Here is a 22231-nt window from a genome sequence, read left to right on the forward strand (position 1 = left end):
TGGCTAAAAAGAATACCGATAGTATACTTATTTAAAGGCTGTTTGCAAAAAATTGATATTATGAAGGATATTCATGGTCGACGAAAAATCACCAATAAGCTTTAAAGATACACTCAATTTACCGACGACCACGTTTCCAATTCGCCCTAATCATAACATTGATGATCCGATACTCCTGGAGCGCTGGCAAAAAGAAAATCTTTATGCAAAAGCGTTTAAACTGAATGAAGGAAACGAAAAGTTTATTTTGCACGATGGCCCTCCGTACGCAAATGGGCATATTCATTTGGGGCACGCCTACAATAAAATTTTGAAAGATATAGTAACCAAATCGCAGCGCATGGCTGGCAAACATGTGCCGGTAACCCCAGGTTGGGACTGCCATGGTTTACCAATAGAAATTAAAGTAACAAAAGAAAAGCCGGAGCTTCATGGCCTTGCACTTTTGCAAGCATGCCGCGCGTATGCGCAGCAGTGGATCGATGTACAACGCAAAGAATTTAAACAGCTTGGCGTTGTAATGGATTGGGATCATCCATATTTGACGATGAACCCAAGATACGAAGCAGAAACCATTCGCGCCTTTGGCACTTTCGTTGCCGACGGGTATATGGAAAAAAAGAAAAAAACAGTGCCTTGGTGTTTTCACGATCAAACGGTACTCGCGACCGCTGAAATCGAACACAAAGAGCGCAAAGATCCTTCAATTTATGTTCGTTTTCCACTCGCCGCTGACGCAGTAAAAAAACTGCTTCCTACTTTAGCGGGAAACGAAATAAGCTTCCTGATTTGGACAACAACGCCTTGGACGCTTCCGCTCAATCGCGCGGTACTTGCAAAACCAAGTGCCATGTACGCCGTTATCAAAGCGGGGGACGAGTATTTAGTTATTGGAAAATCGCTTATTGAAAAAGTAATGGCGCTTAATAATGCAAAAGCGGAAATAATTGCAGAAATTAAGGGGGAACAACTTGCGGGCGCACAGGTTGAACATCCTTTCATTGAAAATTTGCGAGTACCAATTATTGCTGACGACTCAGTTTCGCTTGATGATGGCACCGCATTCGTTCATTGCGCTCCCGGTTGTGGCCCTGAGGATTACGAAGTCGGCGTAAAAAATAACCTTGAGATTTTTAGCCCAATTAGTGCCGATGGCAAATATCTACCTAGTATTGAACCAAAAGAACTGGAAGGCATGTTGGTTACCGACGGGCAAATTTGGGTAATTAAAAAATTAGCTGCACTCAATCGCATGTGGTTCAAAGGTTCAATAAAACATAATTATCCGCATTGCTGGCGTTGCCATAACGGGCTTATTTTCCGCGCAACAAACCAATGGTTTTGCAATTTATCCCATGGCAACTTAAAGCAAAAAGCGCTTCAAGCAATTGAAAAAATAGCATTTCTACCTGAACGCAGCGGTAATTTTTTGAAAGCGACGATTGAAGGGCGCCTTGAATGGTGCTTATCTCGCCAGCGCAGTTGGGGTGTGCCAATTCCTGCGGTACTTTGCACACAATGCGAGCATGTAATAATTACTCCAGAACTCGTAGAGTTTGTCGCAAAGGGTGTTGAAAAAGAGGGGATTGAATATTGGCAAGATCTTAAAATGCATGAACTGCCTTTTAAGCTTAAATGCCCAAAATGTTCATCAACAACGTTTGCTAAAGAAAAAGATATTCTGGATGTATGGTTCGACTCTGGCATAAGCCATTATGCAGTCTTAAAAAAAAATCCAGCACTCCGCTTTCCTGCCGATATGTATCTTGAAGGAATTGATCAGCATCGTGGATGGTTCCAGAGTTCATTGCTCACAAGCTTAGTGCTTGAAAAAGAGGCGGCTATGAAAAGCATTTTAACGCACGGATTTACAGTCGATGAAAAAGGGCATAAAATGTCCAAATCGATTGGAAACGTGGTAAGTCCCGACGAGATGATCAAACAAATAGGTACCGATGGATTGCGCTTATGGGCGTCAAGCATCGATTATTCTGGTGATGCGATCGTTTCTAAGGAATTGATCGGAAACGTTTCAGAAGTTTATCGTAAAATTCGCAATACGTGCCGGTTCCTGCTTTCAAATCTTTACGATTTTGATGCAGCAAAAGATTTAGTGCCTCTTGATGAAATGATGGTAATCGATCATTATGCGCTCGAGCAGCTTTATTATTTAAACGCCTCGATTCGTGCCGCTTATGAAATGGCAGATTTAACTGCAGTATTTCACGAGCTTTCAGACTATTGCTCAAAAGAATTAAGCTCATTCTATCTTGATGTCATCAAAGATCGTTTGTACACCGAGCGAGCCGACGGTAAAGCACGCAGATCGGCGCAAACTGCCTGCTGGTATATTCTCGATACATTGACGCGATTAATGGCTCCAGTACTTTCATTTACAGCTGAAAATATTTCGGATGTCTATCAAAAAGAGAAAAAAGACTCCATTCATCTGCAATCGTTTACCAACCTGGCCGATGTTTGGCAATCAATTATTGCGCGAACCGCTCAATCATCGGTGCAAGGAATCGATTGGTATCCGTTTGAAGGGCGTGCGCAAGAAACGGCAGATGCAATTCGCAAGCTCAGTTTCGTTACTGAGTCGCAAGAACAATGGGAACTGTTAAAAGAAATTCGTAGCGCGATACTTAAAGCGATTGAGGAAAAACGTGCCGAAAATCTTATTAAGCATTCGCTTGAAGCCCGCGTATCGGTCTATTTCAATTTTGATGAGCATCGAAATGAAATTCTGAACGATTTTTTTGCATCACTTGAACGCCATCATGAAAAGATTGAGGAATTCTTTCAAGAATTCTTGATCGTTTCGCAATTTCAAGTGGAGCTTTCGCCAAAAAACTTGCAAGAATCGGATTTGAAAGGCTTTTCTTTAATAGTTGAACACGCACGCGGAAATAAATGCCCTCGCTGCTGGAAATGGGAAGAGAATAATAACGAATATCATTTATGCAATCGCTGCAAAGAAGTATTAACGTAATGCTGCAAATTTGTTAAAGGAATACATGAATAAAATTCTTATTCTTGCCGTGTTGTTGATTAATTTAACAACTATTCAAGGAATGGTTTCCAAGGATATAAATGTCGATTTACTCGAAACTGATACAATAAGAGAAAATCTTAAGAAAAATGGATTCAGCTATTTGGCAGACAATACAAATTTTCTTGGTGATATTAAAAATAAAACAGACATTATAGCGGTTTTTACCGAAGTAACAGTTGCAGCTGACAATTATCAGGCATCCTATAAGGAAAGAACCAAAGCCGCACTCTTAAGATGCGTTTTGAAAGACCCTGAGCCATCTATTGAGTTCCTTATAGAGATCGGCGAGTTGAAATAAATTTTTGAAGTTAAAGAGAAGAGGCAATATGAAAAAAATAATAATTAATTTAGTTTTGTTGTCGCTTTCTTCAATGAGCAATGGAATGGATAAGTTGGTAACATTACCATCACAGGAAGCTTTAGAATCGCTTTTAGAGGGAATAGGATTCGAAGACTTTGCGGAAAAAACAAACTTTACTGAACAAGTTGGCAATATGACCTTTAAAAGGTCAGACTTGATAAAAAAGCTGAATGGTGCGCTTGAAGAATATAAAGAAGTTGCATTTTCCGCATTGAATGTTGAGAAAGCTAAGCCCAAAATTATTGCGTGTTTTCTTGGAACTACAGCCAAAGAATCATAATAATCCTTAAAAAATTACTCAATAATAGAAAAACCCCCGACTTCATTCGGGGGTTTTTCTATTATTGAAAAAAATGATGTTTACGTTGCAATGACAGGGACTCCTCCTGTTGCTATCGGCTCAGGTTTTAGCTCTTTCAGCATTTCCTGATAAGCATCCATGAATTGACCCATATAACTTGCTTGTTGCGATGGCGTGCTGGGGCCTGCAGGTATAATTGGCGGATTGAGTTGCATAAGTACCGCAAAATCTTGCGGGCTCAGCGTTGTATCAAGCCCATCGTTTATGCCAAAAAGAAGATATTTCATTTCTTTGCTAATATCTTTTGGCGCACCGCCTGCCGCAGGAATAATTTTAAAATCTGGCGTAACTTTGATACGCAGTAGTTCGGGTATTTCTTGCATCAGAAGCTTTTCGTAATCTTGAAAGAGCGCTTGTGCCTGTTTTTTTAGTTCACGCTTTTCAAGCCGCGAAAGGTCGCCAGTATTTCGTACCTCTTTCTTGATTTTGTGAACCGCTTCGGTCATTTCAGTTAACGCAGAGATCATGTCTTTCGCGCGAACAAAAAGCGGCATGTTCGGATCGTACGGTGAAGCAACAGGGCCAGTTAAGAATCCTTCAAGATCTTTGAAAAGATCCTTTGGAGAAACCTTGGCAACCGGTGCAACCCCGCCGCCGCGCGTTATAGATTTCTTAGTCAAATAATCGCTAAAGCCTTCAAGTTGTTCTAGTATTTTTTCGAGCTTCTTTTTTACCGGTTCAGATGCAGCTTCAGGAACTTTTACTCGTTTTTCAGAGCCCTCTTTCTTTTCCTCTTTTTTATCATCCTTTTTCTTATCATCTTTCTTTTTGTCGTCTTTTTTCTTCTCGTCCTTCTTTTTATCCCCAGATTTATCAGCTTTTGAAGGGCTTGTGCTATCGGCCGCTTTTCCTGGCCCAGCATTTACTGCAGTAGAAGGAAACGAAGGATAACTTGGATAATTAGAGCCGGTAGGTGTGTACCCCAAATCTCCACCTACTCGTCCAAATGCAGGCTCAAAAACGCGAGGCGCTAATGGTGGGCGGCGCTTAATCGCTTCTTCTTGTTCCTTTCGCGCAGCGGATTGGCGTTTTTCTTGCTCTTCTTTTATTTTAAGCGCTTCAGGCTCATATTTTTGCAAAAGTTTTTTTGCATTTGTTATAAATTCTTGCGTATAAATAGCTTTTTGCACCGCTTGCAAAATACTGCCAAGTGTTTGCTTTGATTGTTCTCGCGTTAAAATAGTTTGATATGCTTTATTGACAGCATTCAATTGATCTTCGTTGATATCAAGCGCAACGCCGAGCTCATCTATCGGTTTGCCTTCTAATTGTTTTTTAATAAGCGCCGGGCTTTTTTCGCGTAATAAATTTTGATACGCCAGCTGAATTTCTGGAAATGGTGTACGAGAAGTTACTCCCAAAATTCCGTACGATTTATCGGCATCGATCGAAATTTCTGGAACATAAAATTGCGGCTCGAGCATGCCGAGTGTTTGATGAAGCTCTTTAATTGATGAAAGAAGCGTATCAAAATCTTTATCAAAAAGATAATTTACGATTTTTTCTTGCTCAATTTGATGTGCAAAATACACAATGTCTTCAAAATGATATTTCCATGGCTTTAGTGCATCGGCAAATTCACGATCGCTTTCCGCCTTGCGCGCAATACGCTCAATTTGATCAGCAAGTTCTTGCAGGATCAAACGCATTTCTTTTGTTTTTGCTGGTGGCATTAAAATGATCGGATGGCCCGTTGGAATTTTGGGTTCGATCGGCTTTGTAACTGCTGCAGGCGGGGTTGCTGGAATCATCGGTTCGCGGAAAATTTCGTACGGATCTTTTCCTTGCGCTTCCATTTCTTTGATGTATTCCTCACCTATTTGTGCAAGTGCTTCAAGAGTTTTTTCATCCATGTTTTCAAAAATTTGTGAAAAAAGCTCTAGTTCTTCTTCACTTAATGGAGGAAGATCGGGAATATCGCGCATTCCTTGCCCCGTTGCTGCGGATGTGGAGCCTCCCGCTATTTGGGCACAAAGTGGCACTATGCCAAAGCCCATTGATAATGAAAAAAAAGTTATAAGTAGAAATTTATTCATAAAAGTCCTCATACTATGGTATGGGTAAAAATTAATTTACAGCATACTCGCGGACGAGCCTAATTTCAAACACTAATCTTTGTGCCGGTGACCCAAAAAATGCGATGTGTTACTAAAAAAAAAGGGTTTTTAACCACAGAACTCATATATGCAACAGCGATTGCATTCGTGAGCTTAACGCTTATTATAAAATGGCATAGCGTTCTTGCAACTCATCGCGCAACTGCTTTAAGAAAGCTTGATATGATCCGCCAAGCTTCGAGCCTTATTGAGCGGCTTCAAGTAGACGATCATTTTCGTCAAACGGGCCGCATGAAAAATCAAAGCTATGAATATATCTGGAGAGTTCATTCAGTTTCATTCGAGTTGGCCGATCAGATCTTTGGCAAATCGATAACTCCCGGCTTTGGCAGCACTATTGAACTAAAAGTAATTTGGCACGATGCTCAAGGGGTAGAGCGTACTTCAACATTTCAAGGGCCCCTAGCATGAAGAGCGTCCACTCCGGATTTTTGTTAATTGAATTAAGTATATATGTTGCTCTCGCGCTTTTTCTTTCTTGGCTTATTATCAGCTTTACTGCGCGCAGAATTACCGTTATGAGCCAGGAGCAACAAACGGCGCAACGCCTCGTTCAAATTCATACATCATTTGCTGCACTCAAAAAAATTATTAAGCATTTTGAAAAACCGATAGAGCATTGGAGCGTGCGTTCGGCTAACGAAATTATTGTAGCCCGCAACGGGCAAGAACACCGAGGTTTTTTGATTGAAGCAAGCAAATTGTGGTATTTAAGCGGCATTTATTCACCCAAAAAAAATCAGTGGATTAAAAAAAGCAAATCACTCATTTTTGATAAGGTAAAACAGGCACGGTTTGAAATACAAACTATTAATAAACAGCCAATTGTAGTGAGTTCGCTTATTTTAAAGGCTGAATTTGAGTTACCAAACAAAAAAACTTACCAAGCGGAGCAATGGTATGCAATCTCAGGAGCGATCTAATGGCAAAGAAGTCAGCAGGTTTTGCAACCCTTATGATTCTTATAATGATCGCTTTTATACTTCTTTATACCAGTATTGTTTGGCAATCGGTGGGCTACCTCGATGAACTAGCAACGGCGCATCAACAAGACCTGCTAGCGGTTGGGGCAACCCATGCATTAAGTTCTTGGGCAATAGGGCTGACAAAACATCGCTTTGATCAAATTATGCAGCAATTGGCAACGGCTGGGCACAAACTTTTACTGCCCATTGACGGAAAGAAAACAAAGCTGACATTAACAAATGCTGAGCTGGGATTTTCAAAAAAAACGAATTCCTGCATTCTCCTGAACGGAACTATTAATCTTAGGGCAAACAAACAACGATCATTTTCATGCACTATAGAAAAAAGAGCAACCGAAAAGCCTGACGAGCCGACCACATTTATCGTGAGCGGGTATAGAAGTGCAACCTAAAGGTTCCTTTTTGGCCAACCATAAAGGTACACCCTGCGGACAATGTTGTCTTTTTTGCCCCTAAAAAAAGGCTCTTTTAAAACGCCCCATCAAAACCGATACCTATTTTTTTTTGATCAAACCGGTATGATTAAAAAAGAACACAATGGCTAAGAAAGGCATCGTATGAAAGTTTACTTACTAAAAAATGTCGAAAAAGTTGGGATGGCTGGCGAAATCATTTCAGTATCTGATGGATTTGCAGCAAACTATATAATCCCGCATAAACTTGGCGTCCAAATTACTGCAGAAAATCAATCGTTTTATGAGCAAAAGAAAAAAACGGTCGAACATCGTAAAGAAGTTATCGCCACTGAAACTTCAATGCTTGCTGAAAAAATCAAATCTATTCATGTAACGCTCAAAAGAAAAATGGCCAACGGCACGAAACTTTTTGGATCTATTGCACCAGCAGAAGTTGCAGAACTTTTAGCAGAAAAGGGTGTTAAGGTTGCAAAAAACCAAATTATCTTTGAAAAGCCGATTAAGGAAAAAGGAAGTTACGAAGTTATCGTTAAGCTCTCTTCGCGTTTACAACCAAAAATTAAATTAACGGTTGCTCCGGCACCTGAATAATACAAGGAAGCTATGGCTTATGATGCCGTGCGCAGTCAGCACAAGGTTGCACAACCCGAAAAATTGCTTGGCAAAACCATGCCCTATAGCCTGGAAGCTGAAAAGGCGGTCCTTGGTGCTCTTTTGCTCAATGATGAGTATATTCACAACGTAATCGAGATTATCAGCGCGCAAGATTTCTATAACCTTGCGCACCAAGTAATCTTTCAAGCAATAACGCAACTCACCCAAGAGCAAAAACGCGTAGATTTGGTGACGCTGCAGGATGCGCTGACAAAAAATAATAAGCTTGAAGAAATCGGTGGCATTTCATACTTACTTGCTTTGCAAGAAGATATTCCCGCTGTTGGGATGGTGACCCATCACGCGCGCATTATTAAAGAAAAGTCTACGCTCCGTTCGCTTATTAGTTCTGCAACGCAAATTATCACCACTTGCTACGATCAAAATGAAAAAGACATCGATGTTGTACTTGATGCTGCAGAACAAACGATTTTCCAGATCTCGAATAAACGGACAAACCAAAATTTTGTTCAGCTGAATATCTGGCTTAAAAAAACATTTGAGTATCTTTCTGATATCAAAAGCCATAGCAAAGGAATCACTGGTATTCCTTCGGGTTTTAAAAAGCTTGATGCGATGACCTCCGGTTTTCAAAAGGGTGATCTTGTTGTACTTGCTGCGCGACCATCAATGGGCAAAACCGCTTTAGCGCTCGCGCTTGCATCGCAAGCGGCGCGCGAAGGGTACACGGTCGGTTTCTTTTCTCTTGAAATGTCTGCAGAGCAACTGACGCTCCGTTTGCTTTCAACCCAGGCGGGTATTTCTCATCATAATATACGAAATGCAACGATTTCGTCAGACGAATGGCTTGAATTGACCAACGTGGCAGCGCAATTAGCATCAATGAAACTTTTTATAGACGACACGGCGATGGTTGAATTGATGGAATTACGCGCAAAAGCGCGCAAACTAAAAAATGAACACAAACTTTCGTTCATCGTCGTAGATTATTTGCAGCTGATTCGCACCGCAAAAAAACATGAAAACCGCCATCAAGAAGTTTCAGAGATTTCTCGATCGCTCAAAGCGCTTGCTAAAGAACTTGAGGTACCTATTGTTGCACTTTCACAGCTTTCACGTGCTGTGGATAGTCGAGTGGATAAACGGCCTATGCTTTCAGATTTAAGAGAATCTGGGGCAATCGAGCAGGATGCGGATCTTATTATGTTTTTATACCGCGACAGCGTTTATAATCCCGATGCAGAAAATCCACTTCTTGCTGAAGTAATTATTGGTAAACAACGGAATGGGCCTACCGGGACGGTGATGCTCAATTTCATCCGAGAGCTCACTCGTTTTGAAGATCTCGATTACGACGAATAAATATTGCCAATAATAAAATTGACTCTGCAAGTGCTGATTGGGTAGGATAAAAAGTGTAATTCTTGTTTGCAGCTTTGCCCGTAACATTGTTATCGGGAAAATCGCTAATGCCCCACAAATCATATTGCCTCGTGGCACTCTGCACAAAATCTCTCTTATTGCTCACTATGGAGCAAGATCAGGCGAAAACGAATAAGCTTATGGAACTATTCCTCAGCGAAATGTTTCTTAACACGATTGCCCAAAGACAATTGGTCGAATTTGATAATAGATCTGAAATTCGTCTTGAAAACCCACAACACGTAATTAAATATTCAGGCAACCTAGAAGAAGATTTTAGAGAAATTTTAGGCACAGAGATTGGGGTACTTAGAGCTTCTAATGCTATCATCCCTAAAGTATTAGCATCACCTATAATTATTCCAAAAACAGAATCACCCCCGTTACTTGCAACTAATTCAGATGAAAGCAATGTCAACCCTCTAGCGGAATTACCTTCAGCGAAGGGTCCTCATGAAAATTGGAAAAAGAAATCAAGATCTGCCAAGCTGGCTGAGCTTGAAATGCAAATGAAAGATGTAACTGCTGCAAAAAAACCTCTTGTAGGAGAATTAAATGTTTCACCTCAGCACAATGAAGAATTAGTTACACAACCCCCGCCTATGATTCATCTTTCAGCAGAACCATTAGCATCGCCACCGGTTCTTGAAACCGTGTCAGGCGAAAGTAATATCAATTCGCTAGATGAATTATTTGCAGAGCGGGCTCCTTTTCTTTCTGAAACCTTTGAGTCTATTTTGGAAGAACAATTTTTAATTAATGAAGCAACAAGAACGACCGATCAAGTTAAACTAAAAGCTAACATGCTCCACTATGGTCAATTAAATCTTAATCTTGACAAAGAGTTGGGTCGTTTTTCATATAGAGAATTGGAACAGTTAAAAAACAAAATAGTTGCCAAACTGAGACAATCCGAAATGCATCTCAAAAAAGATGAAGATCCTCTTAAGAACCAACTCATAGCTTTATTGAACGAAATAAGGGAACGCATAAAATGCCATAAGCAATTACGCGAGGCGAATGGTCGTACATCTAAAAAAAATAAGACATAAACTAGGCTAATTCAACAAAAAACCGCAAAAGATGACTGATTATTTTTTTGATATATAATCAAATCGCCAAGGATGTTAATTAAGGAAGAGCAATGATAGTTTTAGGCATCGATCCAGGGTTTTCAGTAACAGGATTTGCGATTATTAAGCATGAAGGGGGCAGGGCTCATCTTATTGATTATGGTTTCCTTAAAATGTCCCCAACGAAAAGCTTGCCCGAACGCGTCGGTATATTTCACGCGCTTTTTCTAGAAAAAATACAGAAATTCGGGGTTACCGATATTGCACTTGAAACACCTTTTTTGGGAAAAAACACGCAAACATTCTTAAAGCTCGGTTATTTACGCGGTATTGTTTATCTCCTTTCCGACACGTATAAAACGGCGCTCCACGAACTTTCCCCAAGCGAAGTGAAACTTGCAGTAACCGGATCAGGCAGCGCACAAAAAGAGCAAGTTGCCCGAGTTGTCTATCGATTGTTTCCTACTGTAGGTGTTGTGCAAAAAGCGGACGTCACAGATGCAATCGCTATCAGTTTATGCGGGCTTTGGAAAGGTAAACAGAATAATTCTTTGGCACAACAATATCTAAGAATGCACATAAAATAGCACTATTCTGATTCTTGTTTTTCGATTTAGCTAGCAGTTATGATCGATTCAAGTATCAAAACACCTTTAAACGTGGAGCATTTATGGTTTTTAAAAAATACGCATTTTTATTAATTTTTGCTGTTGTTGCTTTTGGTCAGATTGATGCATATCACCAAAAAAGAAAACATTTCTCTCGCGAGCAATGCGAAAGCTCAAACGAATGTTTTTGCTCAGAAAAAGGTGATTTTAGACAAAGACAAGCTGACGATAATCTCGTATATGTCGAAAATGATCCCAACGGTGTTTTTTGTTATTGTAAACAATGGGATTTAGACAACTACCCCGGTCCTAAAAAACGCAATCGACATAACAAATATCGAGCCATGAGAACTAAGCAAACCGGTGTTGTTTACTAAAAAGTAGTTCATTCTAATAAATATACCCCCGAACGGTATCTTTATTTATCCTCGAGGATGAAAAATGAAATATTCTATTTTCTATGTACTGATTTTCCTCATTAATTCAGCAATCTATTCAGCTCCGCATATAGAATTGCAGCAGACACTTCCTGGAATCATTAGCCTCCTGGCTTATTGTTCAGAAACTGCAAAACCACTTTCCATGCTAGCAGAAGTATTATTGCGCGGCGAATCCACTTTATCTTCAGGAGAACGTGAACTTATAGCATCTTATGTTTCATTTCTTAATGAATGCAACTTTTGCTGCAATAGTCACAGCGCGGCAGCTGCCCATTGGTTGGATAATGGCGCATTGGCTACGGTGGACGCAGTTAAGAACGATTACCAAACAGCACCGATATCGGAAAAACTCAAAACACTCTTGGCAATCGCGCAGCAAGTGAAAAAAAATGGAAAGTCAGTAACACCGGCACATATTGCACGAGCAAAAGAGGCGGGGGCTACCGATAAAGAAATTCACGATACCGTTCTTATCGCCGCAGCTTTTTGCATGTACAACCGTTATGTTGACGGACTGGCAACATGGACACCCGAAGATTGGGCAATCTATGATGCAATGGGCAAAGAATTGGTGCAAATCGGCTACATACGATAAATCTATTGCTATTAACATGGTTTTTTACGCAGAATCTTAAGAGAAAAAGAGCGTCGAGTCAAAATTCAAATTGAAAAAAACTTGTTCCGATAATCATTATTATGTTAAAAAATGGGTGCGCCGTGAATAATAAAATTGCAGTAGCCGATTATAAACCATACAAAATACCGTTTTTGATTGGCATTTTATTATTGATTTTAATGATCATCGGTACCAGCATGCTCATTTTTAATTATTATCACTACAAATTAAAACTCAACACCGATTTGGTAGAAGCTATAGAATCTAATACCACCTCCGTTACCGAAGCGATTACCGTAGAGCTCAAAACGTTAGCTGAACAGATTACTCAATTTTATACTCTTAATAAATCATTACCGCGAACTGAATTTATCAATAATGCGATCAAATTTCTTAAAGGGCCTACCCTCATTAAAGAGATCGATTATATTTCAACACAAAGCGCCTTTGCGCTTATTAAAACGACTAATGATACAATAGATCAAAAAAAATCGGTGAGCGTGCCGCAATCTGCACAAGACAACAAATGGACAGAGCCGTTCTTTTCTGAAAACCTAAATACAAAAGCAATAGCATATCAACTTGTTACTTCAACTAATGAGCGAATATTATTCCTCTTGCCACTTTCTGCGGTGCAGCAACATCTTATTTCGCTCAATCCCCTTGTTACAAGCCTCAATTTTTTGATTCATGAAGATGGAACTATTATTGTGCATCCATCGACGCCGCATATTGGCTACAGAGGAGAACGCTCTATTTTCGATATTCTGTTTGTGCTTCCGGGAGATGCGCGTTATCAAGACATACAAAAAATCATAAGAAACCCACAAGGCGGCGTCATTAATTTCCCAAACGAGGTGAGCGGCCAAGAAACATGGGTTGTTGTGAGCCCACTGGGCCTTGATTCACTAAAGATTGCGGGCATTTGCTATCCAATTGGCGTTTCTGAACGGCACAGCACCACCTTACGACACAAAATATTTCAAATCACGATGGGCTGCCTTTTGATCGCGTGCCTTGCAAGTATACTTTTAGCGAGCTGGTTTTTCACAATTGTTGCATGGTGGCTTGCTGCAATTGCTATTGCATTCTTTTGTACGCTGCAACTTTTTTTCTTGTGGAATCAGGAAATAAAACATGGGCTGGAGCGCCATTCCGATTATACGGTGATCGCCGACCAAAACCAACTTAATGTTCTCATCGGATCGCTCCAGGAAAAATATTCTATGTCGCCCCTTTTTAAGCATGTGAATTTTGTTCCCACCGGTGTCTTTTTAGAAAAGATAATTTTTTCACGAGAGTCCAACGATGTGCTTCCAAGTGTGTTGGTAAGTGGCTACATTTGGCAGCGCTACGCAAAGTCACTGACTATAAAGCCGGCATTTATAATGCCCGATGCGTTCAGTTTACAAACCGATCTTCTTCAAAGCTCTTCGCGAGGTCATGAAGATTATTATCTCTGGCAGTTTTCATGTAAATTATATGCGATCGACACGTTCCTTACCTATCCGTTTGATCATCGCCATATTAATTTGCGCATCTTGCACCCGGTGTTTAATGAAAATACAATTCTCATTCCCGATCTGGATGCTTATACGCAAAACGATCCTAAAACGTTGCCCGGCATTTCGGCGCTTGTTTCTATCAGTAGTTGGTTTTTTCAAAGTTCATTTTTTAATTATCGAAAAAATCATTATAATGCAACGCTTGATTCTTCAAATACTGCATTCATGAGTTTACCGCAATTTAATTTTTCATTTATTTGTCAGCGTACGCTGATTGGTGAATTCATTACCTATCTTATTCTTCTTATCTTGACGATCATTTTCCTCTTTATATTATTGCTTACTTTCTCAAAAGAAGAAAACTTGATGGGATTCACCAACCTGGATGTTCTCATAGCGTTGAGTGGATTACTTTTTGTTCTTATTTTAAGCCAAGTATCGTTACGGCAAGCGTTGGGCGTTATCGGAATAAGCTACATAGAAAGCTTTTATTTCATTTGCTATTTCTTCCTCACCGCTATTGCGATTAATAGCACCCTTTTTGTTATGGGACGCGGTGGCCAATTCATTCAATATAAAAATAACTTAGTCCCTAAACTTATTTATTGGCCGCTTTTCTTTCTCTTGGCAGTATTGGCTACTTATTTTTCATTTTATTAAACGACATTATCCGCAAATTGACGTGCAGCAATCAAACGATTTTTGATCCCCCGCGCTTGCTTTACCCATGAATCGTTTTTTAATGCATCATGTGCAAGTTTTTTCTGAGCACGATCTGGTAATCCTAATGATTGAAGCAAACTTTTACGTTCCGGGCTTACTATCTCTGAGCGTATCGAACTAATAATATGATTAATGCCCTCTTGAACCGATGTTGGCACATTGAAGCTTTCTGGGAACGGCTCAGCATGTGTTTGATTAATAAATGCTATAAAATTATCTTTAGGATTCACGCTATTCAAATATTTTTTACTATAGAGTTCAAGAGGCTCTAATAGTTTAATAAATACAGCCGCCATTAAGTCTTCAAACGATTGCGCTGGAAATTCTTTTTTGAGCGCTTTAATACAATGTAAAACAAAAAGAGCTGTTCTCATATCCAGAACGCCAAGTATCGTTTTATTTTTCCAATCGGGCGTTGGCGCAAGTTTGAACGTTGCATGATAGCAAACATTTAAGAGTTCATCTTTGGTAAAATCGTTTTTAAATTCACCCAGTAGCAATGCCAAAAAGCCACTTGTAAGCGCCGCTGCCATCGAGGTACCGCTGCGATACATATAAATAGATGATTCAGGCAAGTTTGGAATTATTCCTGCTCCAATAATATTAACACCCGGTGCAACAAAGAGCGGTCCTTTATTAATTTCGTATTGGGAGAATTCAGGAATAACCGGCGTATGATTTTCTAATCCAAACGCGCCAACATCAAAGGCTACCGTTTCAAATCGGGCCGGGTACGAAAGCGTAGGCCGCCTGCTATTGCCGCCATCATTGCCCGATGCAGCGACAACATACGGAGTCAATCCAATTAATTGCGCAAGTGTTTTTGACGATTCGTGCGATAAGTCAATACGATCTGCAATTTTGAGACTTAAGTTTAAAATATCTGCGTTGCCAGAGATCGCTTTTTTTACCGCATCGATAAGGAGCGATTTGGTACTCAACCCTTTTTCATTAAAGGCTTTAATCATCATTACGGTTGCTTGTCGAGCAACACCTCCAATGTGATGATCGTTGAGTGGTGGACATCCAGAAATGAGGCTAAGCGTATGTGTTCCATGAGTCGCTACTAATAATTGTGACGGATCGTTCAAATATGAAGTCGGTAAAAAATTAAGTACTGCATATTTATTATATGGTTCATCAAGCCAACCGACAGAATACGTACCTATCGCCTTTGTAACTTTTTGCACGAGAGCGGTACCCTGGCTGTTGAGAGATCCCGATGCATCGCAAATAGATTGATTGCCATGCTTTGCTAAAAATTTCTCAATCCCTTCTTTGCTTTTGCGAGATGCATAATCGCAAATCCAATGTGCGATCAGTTGCTCAAGCGATTCAGGCGGAACAGTTTTTTTTAAATGCGGTTGAATAGCTGTTACCAACTGAGAAACTTGGCCAGATTTCGTGCTATTGTTAATGGTTAAATTTTCAAACCCAATTCGAGGATAATTAATCGCAATATCTCGGTGTTTATAATAATGGGGATTATCTTGCACTTTAAAAGCACATGCTCCCGTATCAATCAATGCGATTGTAATTCCTGAACCCTGATGCGGCGCAAGTTGAGAAAGTGAAAAAAAATGCGGAAGATAAGGATACTTTGGAGGATAATAAGGCTCTTCAAGCACTAATCCAGTGGTGGGAAAAGATTGATACCAATATACATTCTTATCGTTCAAATGCTTTAATTGATCGAGCGAAAAGTAACCCTCTCCTAGTGTTCTTTCATTTTTTTCTTCTTGCGCAGCTAAATAGATCGGAATATCAGCATCGATATAACATTCAAGATTTTTTTTCTTAAACACATCATGCGTAATGGAGGAAAATTTTTCATACGGCACACCATTAGGAATATATATCGTATAAAAACCAAAATGTGGATCGCGCCGTGGATAAAAAGCGTAATTAAGCTTATCCGGATATTCAGAGCAGTATTTATAATAAAACAGTGAATAATAAAATCTTTTAAGACGGTACGAAATTGAGTCCCAAATGGAATGCCGTGCAGTATTATTGTCTTCATAAGGAATGAGATAATTTTGCACAATTAAGGCGTTATTAATCTCTGTAAGCGCATCTTTTTCTATTATTTCCAACCGGTGCGCATCGCTCTCACTACCCACTACGGAAGGAAAATGAAGAATAAGATGTCTGAGAGGTTCTTGCTGTTGAATATCGATCGGACTCAGCGAAAAAATTTCAGAGAAAACGCTGAATGCAAGGAGCATAATTTTTATAGTATGATACTTCACTATCCACCCGCCTCCCTTTGGAGTTAATTAATACGTCCTCTTTTTTATTACTCCAATAATTAAATTTGAAATTTCTGGAGTAAAAGATGTCCTACAATTTAGAAAGAACTCTTAAAAAAAGCAAATAAAAAACACATACAAAACAAAAAAGGGATTAATTGATTTTGCATTAATTCAGATAGTAAAATTAGTTTGTAGTATATGTTGTTTAACAAAGGAGATCCCTATGAACATTCGTTCTTTTTCTGCGATTTGCGCGCTGAGCCTTTCCGTTATTTTTTCTGCACATGCAGGTGAAATAGCTACTGCTAAAAATCATAACGAATTCGCTGCTCATCTTCAGGCTGCGCCTATTGCTGTTGTAGAATTTTACAGCCCAACATGCAGCCACTGCATAACTTTTAATAAGTCGGGAACATTCGAGGCGCTTGCTAAAGAAAATCGAGATGTCCAATTTGTTCGTGTTAGTTATCATGAAGCGCCAATGCTTTTTGGAGCGCACAAAGTAAACGCTTTTCCTACCTTTTTAGTATTTAAAAATGGACAAGAAGTAAAAGAGCTTCGACAGGCTGGTGGCCTTACCAAAACATCAATTCAAGATAAGATAAATAAAGCGAAAAAATAGGTAAAAAATAAACCACCGCACTGATGGCGAACCATCGGTGCGGTGGAAAAAAGGAGAGTAGTAATGAAGCCTAAGTTAAATGCGTGAAAAATTGCTTTTTCAACACATCATTCATTATGATTAAAATTGCTAGAATGTCAAATAATTTTTTATTTAATAAAGCTCTTTTTTAAAGCTTTTTTCAATTATTTATTACTGATAATGTACCTATTTTTTCGATAGTTGTCAAACGGCCTTGATTTGCAAAAGGCCCTATAAAACGCCCAAAGTTTCCATCTGAAAAGATAAAACAATCACAAAGAGATCTTATGGCACCCTTGCCCCACCAGCGCCGCTTCAAAATGGCCTATTACCAAGGGGGATGTAAATATTGCCTGTTGGGCATTTTCTTTGATCAGTTCAATGAGCCTGAAGGCGGTCGGTTCATCAAAGTCGTTCATAAAGTCATCAAGCAATAAGAGCGCAGGCCCTTTGGTTGCTTTAAGCTCCTGAAGCTGGGCTATTTTAAGGAGCATTAGAATGAGTTTTTGCTGCCCGCGAGAAGAAAAGCTTTTGGCCACTTGTCCCTTGAATTTTATATCTATTTCATCAAGATGCGCACCAAAAAGAGTTCTGCCCATTGCAAACTCTTTAAACGGCAATTTATCTTGCGTTGCCACCCACTCATTCCAGGAACTACCGAGTGTTTCGCATTTAGATTTGTAACTTAGTGCGATGCCGCTCTCGACTTTAAAATGATGCAATAACTGATTCACCCGAATCTCGATCGATGATAAAAGCGCTGCACGCATTCGCGCAATTTCTTGTGAATGCTCAAAAAGCTGCTGCGTCCAAAGCCAATACGATTCATCCGCTGCGCCATCTACGCGAGAAACAAGCGCATTGCGTTGCGCTACAATGGAGCGGAGCGTTCTTAATTCTTGTAAAAATTCTGGCCTGTGCAGCATCACCGCTTGATCGATAAAAAGGCGGCGCTCTTCAGGGCCGCCTTTAATAAGTAAAAGATCATCCTCAGTCAATGTAATAGTCCGATAATAATCAATAAGTTCTCTATAAGATTTTATCGGTTGCTGATCAATTTTAACCAACTTTTTTCTTGAAGAGAACCCAACTTGAAGTTCATGATCCAAGCTATCAGCTGCGACCGCAACTTTCAAAAAAAAAGATTCTCGTCCAAAAAATAAAAGATCTTTAGGAACATGCGTACGAAACGATCGCAAATAGCAAGCATAATGAAGTGCTTCCAAAAGCGATGTTTTTCCTGATCCGTTCGCGCCAGAAATAAGTACCAGGGGGGCTTGAAAATCAAGTTCATACGAAGGAAAGCAGCGAAAGTTTTTGAGTTCTACCGAGTTTATCTGCACTCAACTTCTCTAAAGATTTTGCGTTGGTGATATTGGCATCACCAAATATGTAATTTGATACGCGTCTTTTTCCGATTCAAAAATAATGGGCTTAGTGGAGTTCTTTAAATAAGCAGTAATTTTATCGTCTGCAAAGGCAGGAAGCCCTGAAAGCAAATACGGAGAATAAAAACGAATATCTAAACGCGCCCCAGTAAATTGATCGAGCGAAAGCTCTTCATTGAGCGATCCAACTTCTTTATTTTCCATCGAAACAAAAAGTTTTTCAGCATCAAATCCAAACTGTGTTGCTAAAAACTGTCCAGAAAGCAAGCAGGTTGAGCGGCGCAACGCTTTTAAAAATTGTGCGCGATCAAGAACTGCCGGCACAAAATCTTTTCTTTCAAGAATTGCTGAATAGTGCGGAAATTGATCAGCTAATAGCTTGGTAAAAAAATTAAATGTATCGCCTGAAAATACTAATTGATTGCCGCAGGTTCCCAAAAATATTGCAGGGCTTGTGACGTTTTCTAAAATCTTTTTTATTTCAAAAACAGCTCTCCGGGGCATCAACCAACGATGCATGCCTTCAAGCACATATTTATTTGTACGCACCTGTGCCAAGCAATGACCATCGGTTGTGGTCATTTTAAACGCTTGGCCATCAATTTCTAGAAAGAGACCGTTAAGCGCTGGATTTGCATTGTTAGGCGGTATTAAGAACGCAACCTTATCAATTAAATCAACAAAGAATGAAGCTTCAAGATGCATGAGATTTTCGATGCGTTCTGGAAATGGAGGAAATGTTTGTGCATCTTTAATATGTAAACCAACATTAACAGCGCCAGATTTAATAAAAAATTGATTATTTTTCAAAGTGCATTCAATATCACCATCAAGTTCTTTAACCAAATCAAAAAGTCGTTTTCCTGGAACAAGAAACGTAAGGGTATCATTAATAGAACTTGAGATAAGCGAACAGCTCGATTGCAAGCTAATTTCTAGATCGGTACTTTTTAAAATAAGTTCACGGTGACCAGCTTGGAATAAAATATATGATGTTGTATCAAGCGTCGTACGCTTGGAACAAATTGGTTGCATCGAGGAAAGAATCGAGAAAAGTTCTTTCTGCGCAACAATAAATGTGTGTGCCATGAACAAATTCCTTTATAATCATTTTTATTTTCTGCGCTATTTTCTTGATTATACCGAGTACTAGAAGTATGGTCAAAATAATTCATTTTAAAGCTGTTATAAAGACAATCTGAGATATTCTTACGTCGTATCACTATTTTCTGTGATACCAGAGGATGTGTTATTATGAAAAAATTGATATTCTGTATAGTTGCATGCAGCGTGTATTCAAGTTTTGCGCTCAGCAAAGATAGTTCTCTATTATCAAATAGTGACAGCTTTATGATTATCGATGATCTCTATAAAAATATAAATGGCTTTTCAATATCGGAAAAAGAGCGCAGCACTATTCGCGAGCAAGGCGGTAATCCAACGTATGGAGAGATTACGCATAAGGGCGCCGTAGAACTTTTAAGCAAGCTTAATTTAAAAGAAAGCGATGTGCTATACGATTTAGGATCTGGCGTTGGTAAATTGGTAGTACAAGTTGGGCTCACCACTCCGGCAAAAGTAGTTGGCGTTGAACTTTCCAAAACGCGGTACGAAAATGCTCTTTCTGTACAAAAAGAGATCGAGCAGCGCAATCTTGCCAAAAAAGATAAGATCAAATTCATTAATAAAAACATAAGCGATGTTCCATTGGATCAAGCAACGGTAGTCTTTATGTGCTCGACCTGTTTTTCTGATCAATTGATGAAATCGTTGAGTGATAAATTAGGAAAATTAAAAAAAGGCTTGCGAGTTGTCACTTTGCGCAAGCTACCAGAGCCGCATAACTTTAAACTTATTGATACACTTCAACTACCTATGACGTGGTCAAACAGTACCATTGTATATATTTATCAACTGCCCTAAAAAAATAACGAGGAACAAAATGAGCAAAGAACTCCTTCATCTTTTTACAGCAATCAAACAAGAACATCTTGAACAAGTAAAAGTTGCTATTAAAAACCATCCCTCACTCGTTAACATGAAAGATGATAAAGGAAATACCGCCCTTTTAATGGCGGCGCAGGGAAAAACAACCGACATTGTTGACGCACTTATCAAGCACCATGCTTCTGTTAATTACCAACATCCCAAAAGTGGCCAAACCGCTCTGATGCTTGCTGCACAAAATGGGCGACTTCAAAACGTGAAATACTTACTGGAGCATAATGCAAACGCAACCATTAAAGATGCACACGGTAAAACAGTTGCCGATTATGCAAAAGAAAGTAATAACAAAGATCTTATGGCGCTCTTTCAGTCTTAACACCAAAACATATTTTTTGCCTTTTTACTCTCTTATTGGTTAAGCTGATAAAAAAGACAACTAACTAAGGTGGGGATCTCTATGAATTTTGGTGGTTTTTCGTGGAAACGACTTCTTGGCATTTCGGGGTTTAAAGCAAAAGTTGGACGCAAAATCGGCGTTCCGCTCACCCGCTCGGGTAGGCAAAGAAAAATTGGCGCGTTTCTAGAAAAGTTTTTAACAGCAAATATCTCAAATATTATTTCTAGTCTTACAAAAAAGAAACAATAGCTGCCTGATTAATAATCAAGTAAGTTGTGGGTTGGTAAAGTAGCTGCCGTCGTCTGTTGCGCAGCTGGAAGCGTCGGCGCTTGGCCCGCTGCTTGCTCTTTTAAGTCGCAATGGCGCTTACGATAATTTTGATAATCCCAATCTTTACACCAACACACACCGTCTTTAAATACAGGTCTATCGCCCTTTGCTAGCTCTTTTTTTCTATAGCCACATTTTACTGAACAATAGCATTCGCAATTATTATCATTAACGCACGCTTCTTCCGAAGAGCATGGGGGTTTGTTTATAGTAAACGCTTCAACGAGAGAAAAAGAAAACGCACTCAATGCGATTAATAAAAACATAATTTTTTTCATTAAAAATTCCTTAATTTTTTTTTATTTAATACAATTATAATTTTAACACAATTGGCCTTGCCAAAACAATAAAAAACATCCTCGAAATAGTAAAAAACCCTTTATTTCAGGCCTTTTATTCCATTATCCTAAGAGGTAGGAGAAGCCCTTTTTCGACTAGGGCATTTATTTAATATAAAAAAAGGATAATAAATGAAGATGATAAAATACGTACTTATTGCAGCGTTTGTGATGAGCGCTGGATTAATCGATGCACAAAATGGTTTCCAGCATTTGATTGATTTGAAAAAAACCATTCTTGATCACAAAGCGCAATGGCTTAAATGGGAAGGCGAAACCCATCAGCAAAAATATGATCTCTTGGAGCACAACGTCAGAGAAATGAAACAGCATTTGAGCGATAATGCCCAAAGCATTAAGAATTTAATGGCTGCCCAAAACACCGCTGGCAAAAATCAAGAAGAACTCGCGGATCAACAAACTCAAAGTCTTTTAGCATTGCATGAAACACATATGAAGGCGATGCATGATTTCTGGCAAAAAAAACATGAAGAAGCGCAAAAGCTCTTTCAAAAACAAGAACAAGAACTTGCTAAATTCAGAACTGCTGGATACGCAAAACAAGAAACGCTTCTTGAAAAGCTAAGCCGCGCTTGGAATTCGCAAAATACTAAATAAGACTTTCTTGTTTTAAC

23 protein-coding genes are annotated in these 22231 nt (G+C 39.4%); 18 read left to right on the forward strand and 5 right to left on the reverse strand.

Annotated elements, in window-relative coordinates:
* The first annotated feature begins 73 nt into the window (after window positions 1–73).
* The 3 genes from ileS to VHO47_02680 are packed head-to-tail and all read left to right on the forward strand — an operon-like array spanning window position 74 to window position 3696.
* Window positions 74–2992 carry an isoleucine--tRNA ligase gene (ileS, locus tag VHO47_02670; protein ID HEX2977996.1) on the forward strand — a complete coding sequence of 973 codons (2919 nt, stop codon included), beginning with the start codon at window positions 74–76 and terminating at the stop codon, window positions 2990–2992.
* Between the two features lie 25 nt (window positions 2993–3017).
* Window positions 3018–3353 carry a hypothetical protein gene (locus VHO47_02675; GenBank protein ID HEX2977997.1) on the forward strand — a complete coding sequence of 112 codons (336 nt, stop codon included), beginning with the start codon at window positions 3018–3020 and terminating at the stop codon, window positions 3351–3353.
* A 28-nt stretch (window positions 3354–3381) separates the two neighbouring features.
* Entirely contained in the window at window positions 3382–3696 is a 315-nt protein-coding gene (locus VHO47_02680) for a hypothetical protein (protein HEX2977998.1), read from the forward strand.
* 80 nt (window positions 3697–3776) lie between these two features.
* Here VHO47_02680 and VHO47_02685 read toward each other — a convergent pair whose 3' ends face one another.
* A complete protein-coding gene (locus VHO47_02685) occupies window positions 3777–5813 on the reverse strand; it encodes a hypothetical protein (protein HEX2977999.1) in 2037 nt (678 codons plus the stop codon).
* 99 nt (window positions 5814–5912) lie between these two features.
* Here VHO47_02685 and VHO47_02690 point away from each other — a divergent pair, with 99 nt between their 5' ends.
* The 10 genes from VHO47_02690 to VHO47_02735 all read left to right on the forward strand — a co-directional run bounded on the left by VHO47_02690 (window position 5913) and on the right by VHO47_02735 (window position 14235).
* Window positions 5913–6305 carry a hypothetical protein gene (locus tag VHO47_02690; protein HEX2978000.1) on the forward strand — a complete coding sequence of 131 codons (393 nt, stop codon included), beginning with the start codon at window positions 5913–5915 and terminating at the stop codon, window positions 6303–6305.
* Complete coding sequence (locus VHO47_02695; GenBank protein ID HEX2978001.1) at window positions 6302–6817, forward strand: hypothetical protein; 516 nt, start codon at window positions 6302–6304, stop codon at window positions 6815–6817. The genes VHO47_02690 and VHO47_02695 overlap by 4 nt, the downstream gene beginning before the upstream one ends.
* Window positions 6817–7272 carry a hypothetical protein gene (locus VHO47_02700; protein HEX2978002.1) on the forward strand — a complete coding sequence of 152 codons (456 nt, stop codon included), beginning with the start codon at window positions 6817–6819 and terminating at the stop codon, window positions 7270–7272. The genes VHO47_02695 and VHO47_02700 overlap by 1 nt, the downstream gene beginning before the upstream one ends.
* 165 nt (window positions 7273–7437) lie before the next feature.
* Window positions 7438–7887, forward strand: coding sequence for a 50S ribosomal protein L9 (rplI, locus tag VHO47_02705; protein HEX2978003.1), 450 nt, complete (start codon window positions 7438–7440; stop codon window positions 7885–7887).
* Window positions 7888–7899: 12 nt separating this feature from the next.
* Entirely contained in the window at window positions 7900–9273 is a 1374-nt protein-coding gene (gene dnaB, locus VHO47_02710; GenBank protein ID HEX2978004.1) for a replicative DNA helicase, read from the forward strand.
* A gap of 167 nt (window positions 9274–9440) precedes the next feature.
* Window positions 9441–10385: a hypothetical protein gene (locus tag VHO47_02715; GenBank protein HEX2978005.1), complete on the forward strand. Its 945-nt coding sequence runs from the start codon at window positions 9441–9443 to the stop codon at window positions 10383–10385.
* A gap of 92 nt (window positions 10386–10477) precedes the next feature.
* A complete protein-coding gene (locus VHO47_02720) occupies window positions 10478–10993 on the forward strand; it encodes a crossover junction endodeoxyribonuclease RuvC (protein ID HEX2978006.1) in 516 nt (171 codons plus the stop codon).
* An 83-nt stretch (window positions 10994–11076) separates the two neighbouring features.
* Window positions 11077–11391: a hypothetical protein gene (locus VHO47_02725; protein HEX2978007.1), complete on the forward strand. Its 315-nt coding sequence runs from the start codon at window positions 11077–11079 to the stop codon at window positions 11389–11391.
* A 64-nt stretch (window positions 11392–11455) separates the two neighbouring features.
* Window positions 11456–12049, forward strand: coding sequence for a peroxidase-related enzyme (locus VHO47_02730; protein ID HEX2978008.1), 594 nt, complete (start codon window positions 11456–11458; stop codon window positions 12047–12049).
* A gap of 122 nt (window positions 12050–12171) precedes the next feature.
* Complete coding sequence (locus VHO47_02735) at window positions 12172–14235, forward strand: hypothetical protein (protein ID HEX2978009.1); 2064 nt, start codon at window positions 12172–12174, stop codon at window positions 14233–14235.
* On the opposite strand, the gene VHO47_02740 is transcribed toward VHO47_02735, so the two are convergent.
* Window positions 14232–16550: a S8/S53 family peptidase gene (locus VHO47_02740; protein HEX2978010.1), complete on the reverse strand. Its 2319-nt coding sequence runs from the start codon at window positions 16548–16550 to the stop codon at window positions 14232–14234. The two genes, VHO47_02735 and VHO47_02740, sit on opposite strands and share 4 nt — an antisense overlap.
* Window positions 16551–16776: 226 nt before the next feature.
* Between VHO47_02740 and VHO47_02745 the strand changes: the two genes are divergently transcribed.
* Window positions 16777–17175, forward strand: a complete 399-nt coding sequence (locus VHO47_02745; protein ID HEX2978011.1) for a thioredoxin family protein — start codon at window positions 16777–16779, stop codon at window positions 17173–17175.
* 293 nt (window positions 17176–17468) lie between these two features.
* Here the strand turns inward: VHO47_02745 and recF are convergent, their stop codons facing one another.
* Both recF and dnaN read right to left on the reverse strand, forming a co-directional pair.
* Entirely contained in the window at window positions 17469–18539 is a 1071-nt protein-coding gene (gene recF / locus VHO47_02750; GenBank protein HEX2978012.1) for a DNA replication and repair protein RecF, read from the reverse strand.
* Between the two features lie 9 nt (window positions 18540–18548).
* A complete protein-coding gene (dnaN, locus tag VHO47_02755) occupies window positions 18549–19673 on the reverse strand; it encodes a DNA polymerase III subunit beta (protein HEX2978013.1) in 1125 nt (374 codons plus the stop codon).
* 165 nt (window positions 19674–19838) lie between these two features.
* Here dnaN and VHO47_02760 point away from each other — a divergent pair, with 165 nt between their 5' ends.
* The 3 genes from VHO47_02760 (at window position 19839) to VHO47_02770 (ending at window position 21177) form a co-directional block, all read left to right on the forward strand.
* Window positions 19839–20507, forward strand: coding sequence for a hypothetical protein (locus VHO47_02760; protein HEX2978014.1), 669 nt, complete (start codon window positions 19839–19841; stop codon window positions 20505–20507).
* Between the two features lie 19 nt (window positions 20508–20526).
* Window positions 20527–20907: an ankyrin repeat domain-containing protein gene (locus VHO47_02765; GenBank protein HEX2978015.1), complete on the forward strand. Its 381-nt coding sequence runs from the start codon at window positions 20527–20529 to the stop codon at window positions 20905–20907.
* 81 nt (window positions 20908–20988) lie between these two features.
* A complete protein-coding gene (locus tag VHO47_02770) occupies window positions 20989–21177 on the forward strand; it encodes a hypothetical protein (GenBank protein ID HEX2978016.1) in 189 nt (62 codons plus the stop codon).
* 8 nt (window positions 21178–21185) lie between these two features.
* Here the strand turns inward: VHO47_02770 and VHO47_02775 are convergent, their stop codons facing one another.
* Window positions 21186–21536, reverse strand: coding sequence for a hypothetical protein (locus tag VHO47_02775; protein ID HEX2978017.1), 351 nt, complete (start codon window positions 21534–21536; stop codon window positions 21186–21188).
* A gap of 192 nt (window positions 21537–21728) precedes the next feature.
* Here VHO47_02775 and VHO47_02780 point away from each other — a divergent pair, with 192 nt between their 5' ends.
* Window positions 21729–22214, forward strand: a complete 486-nt coding sequence (locus VHO47_02780; GenBank protein ID HEX2978018.1) for a hypothetical protein — start codon at window positions 21729–21731, stop codon at window positions 22212–22214.
* The last annotated feature ends 17 nt before the right edge of the window (window positions 22215–22231 follow it).

This window comes from Candidatus Babeliales bacterium, from assembly GCA_036260945.1.
Taxonomy (GTDB): Bacteria; Babelota; Babeliae; order Babelales; family JACPOV01; genus JACPOV01.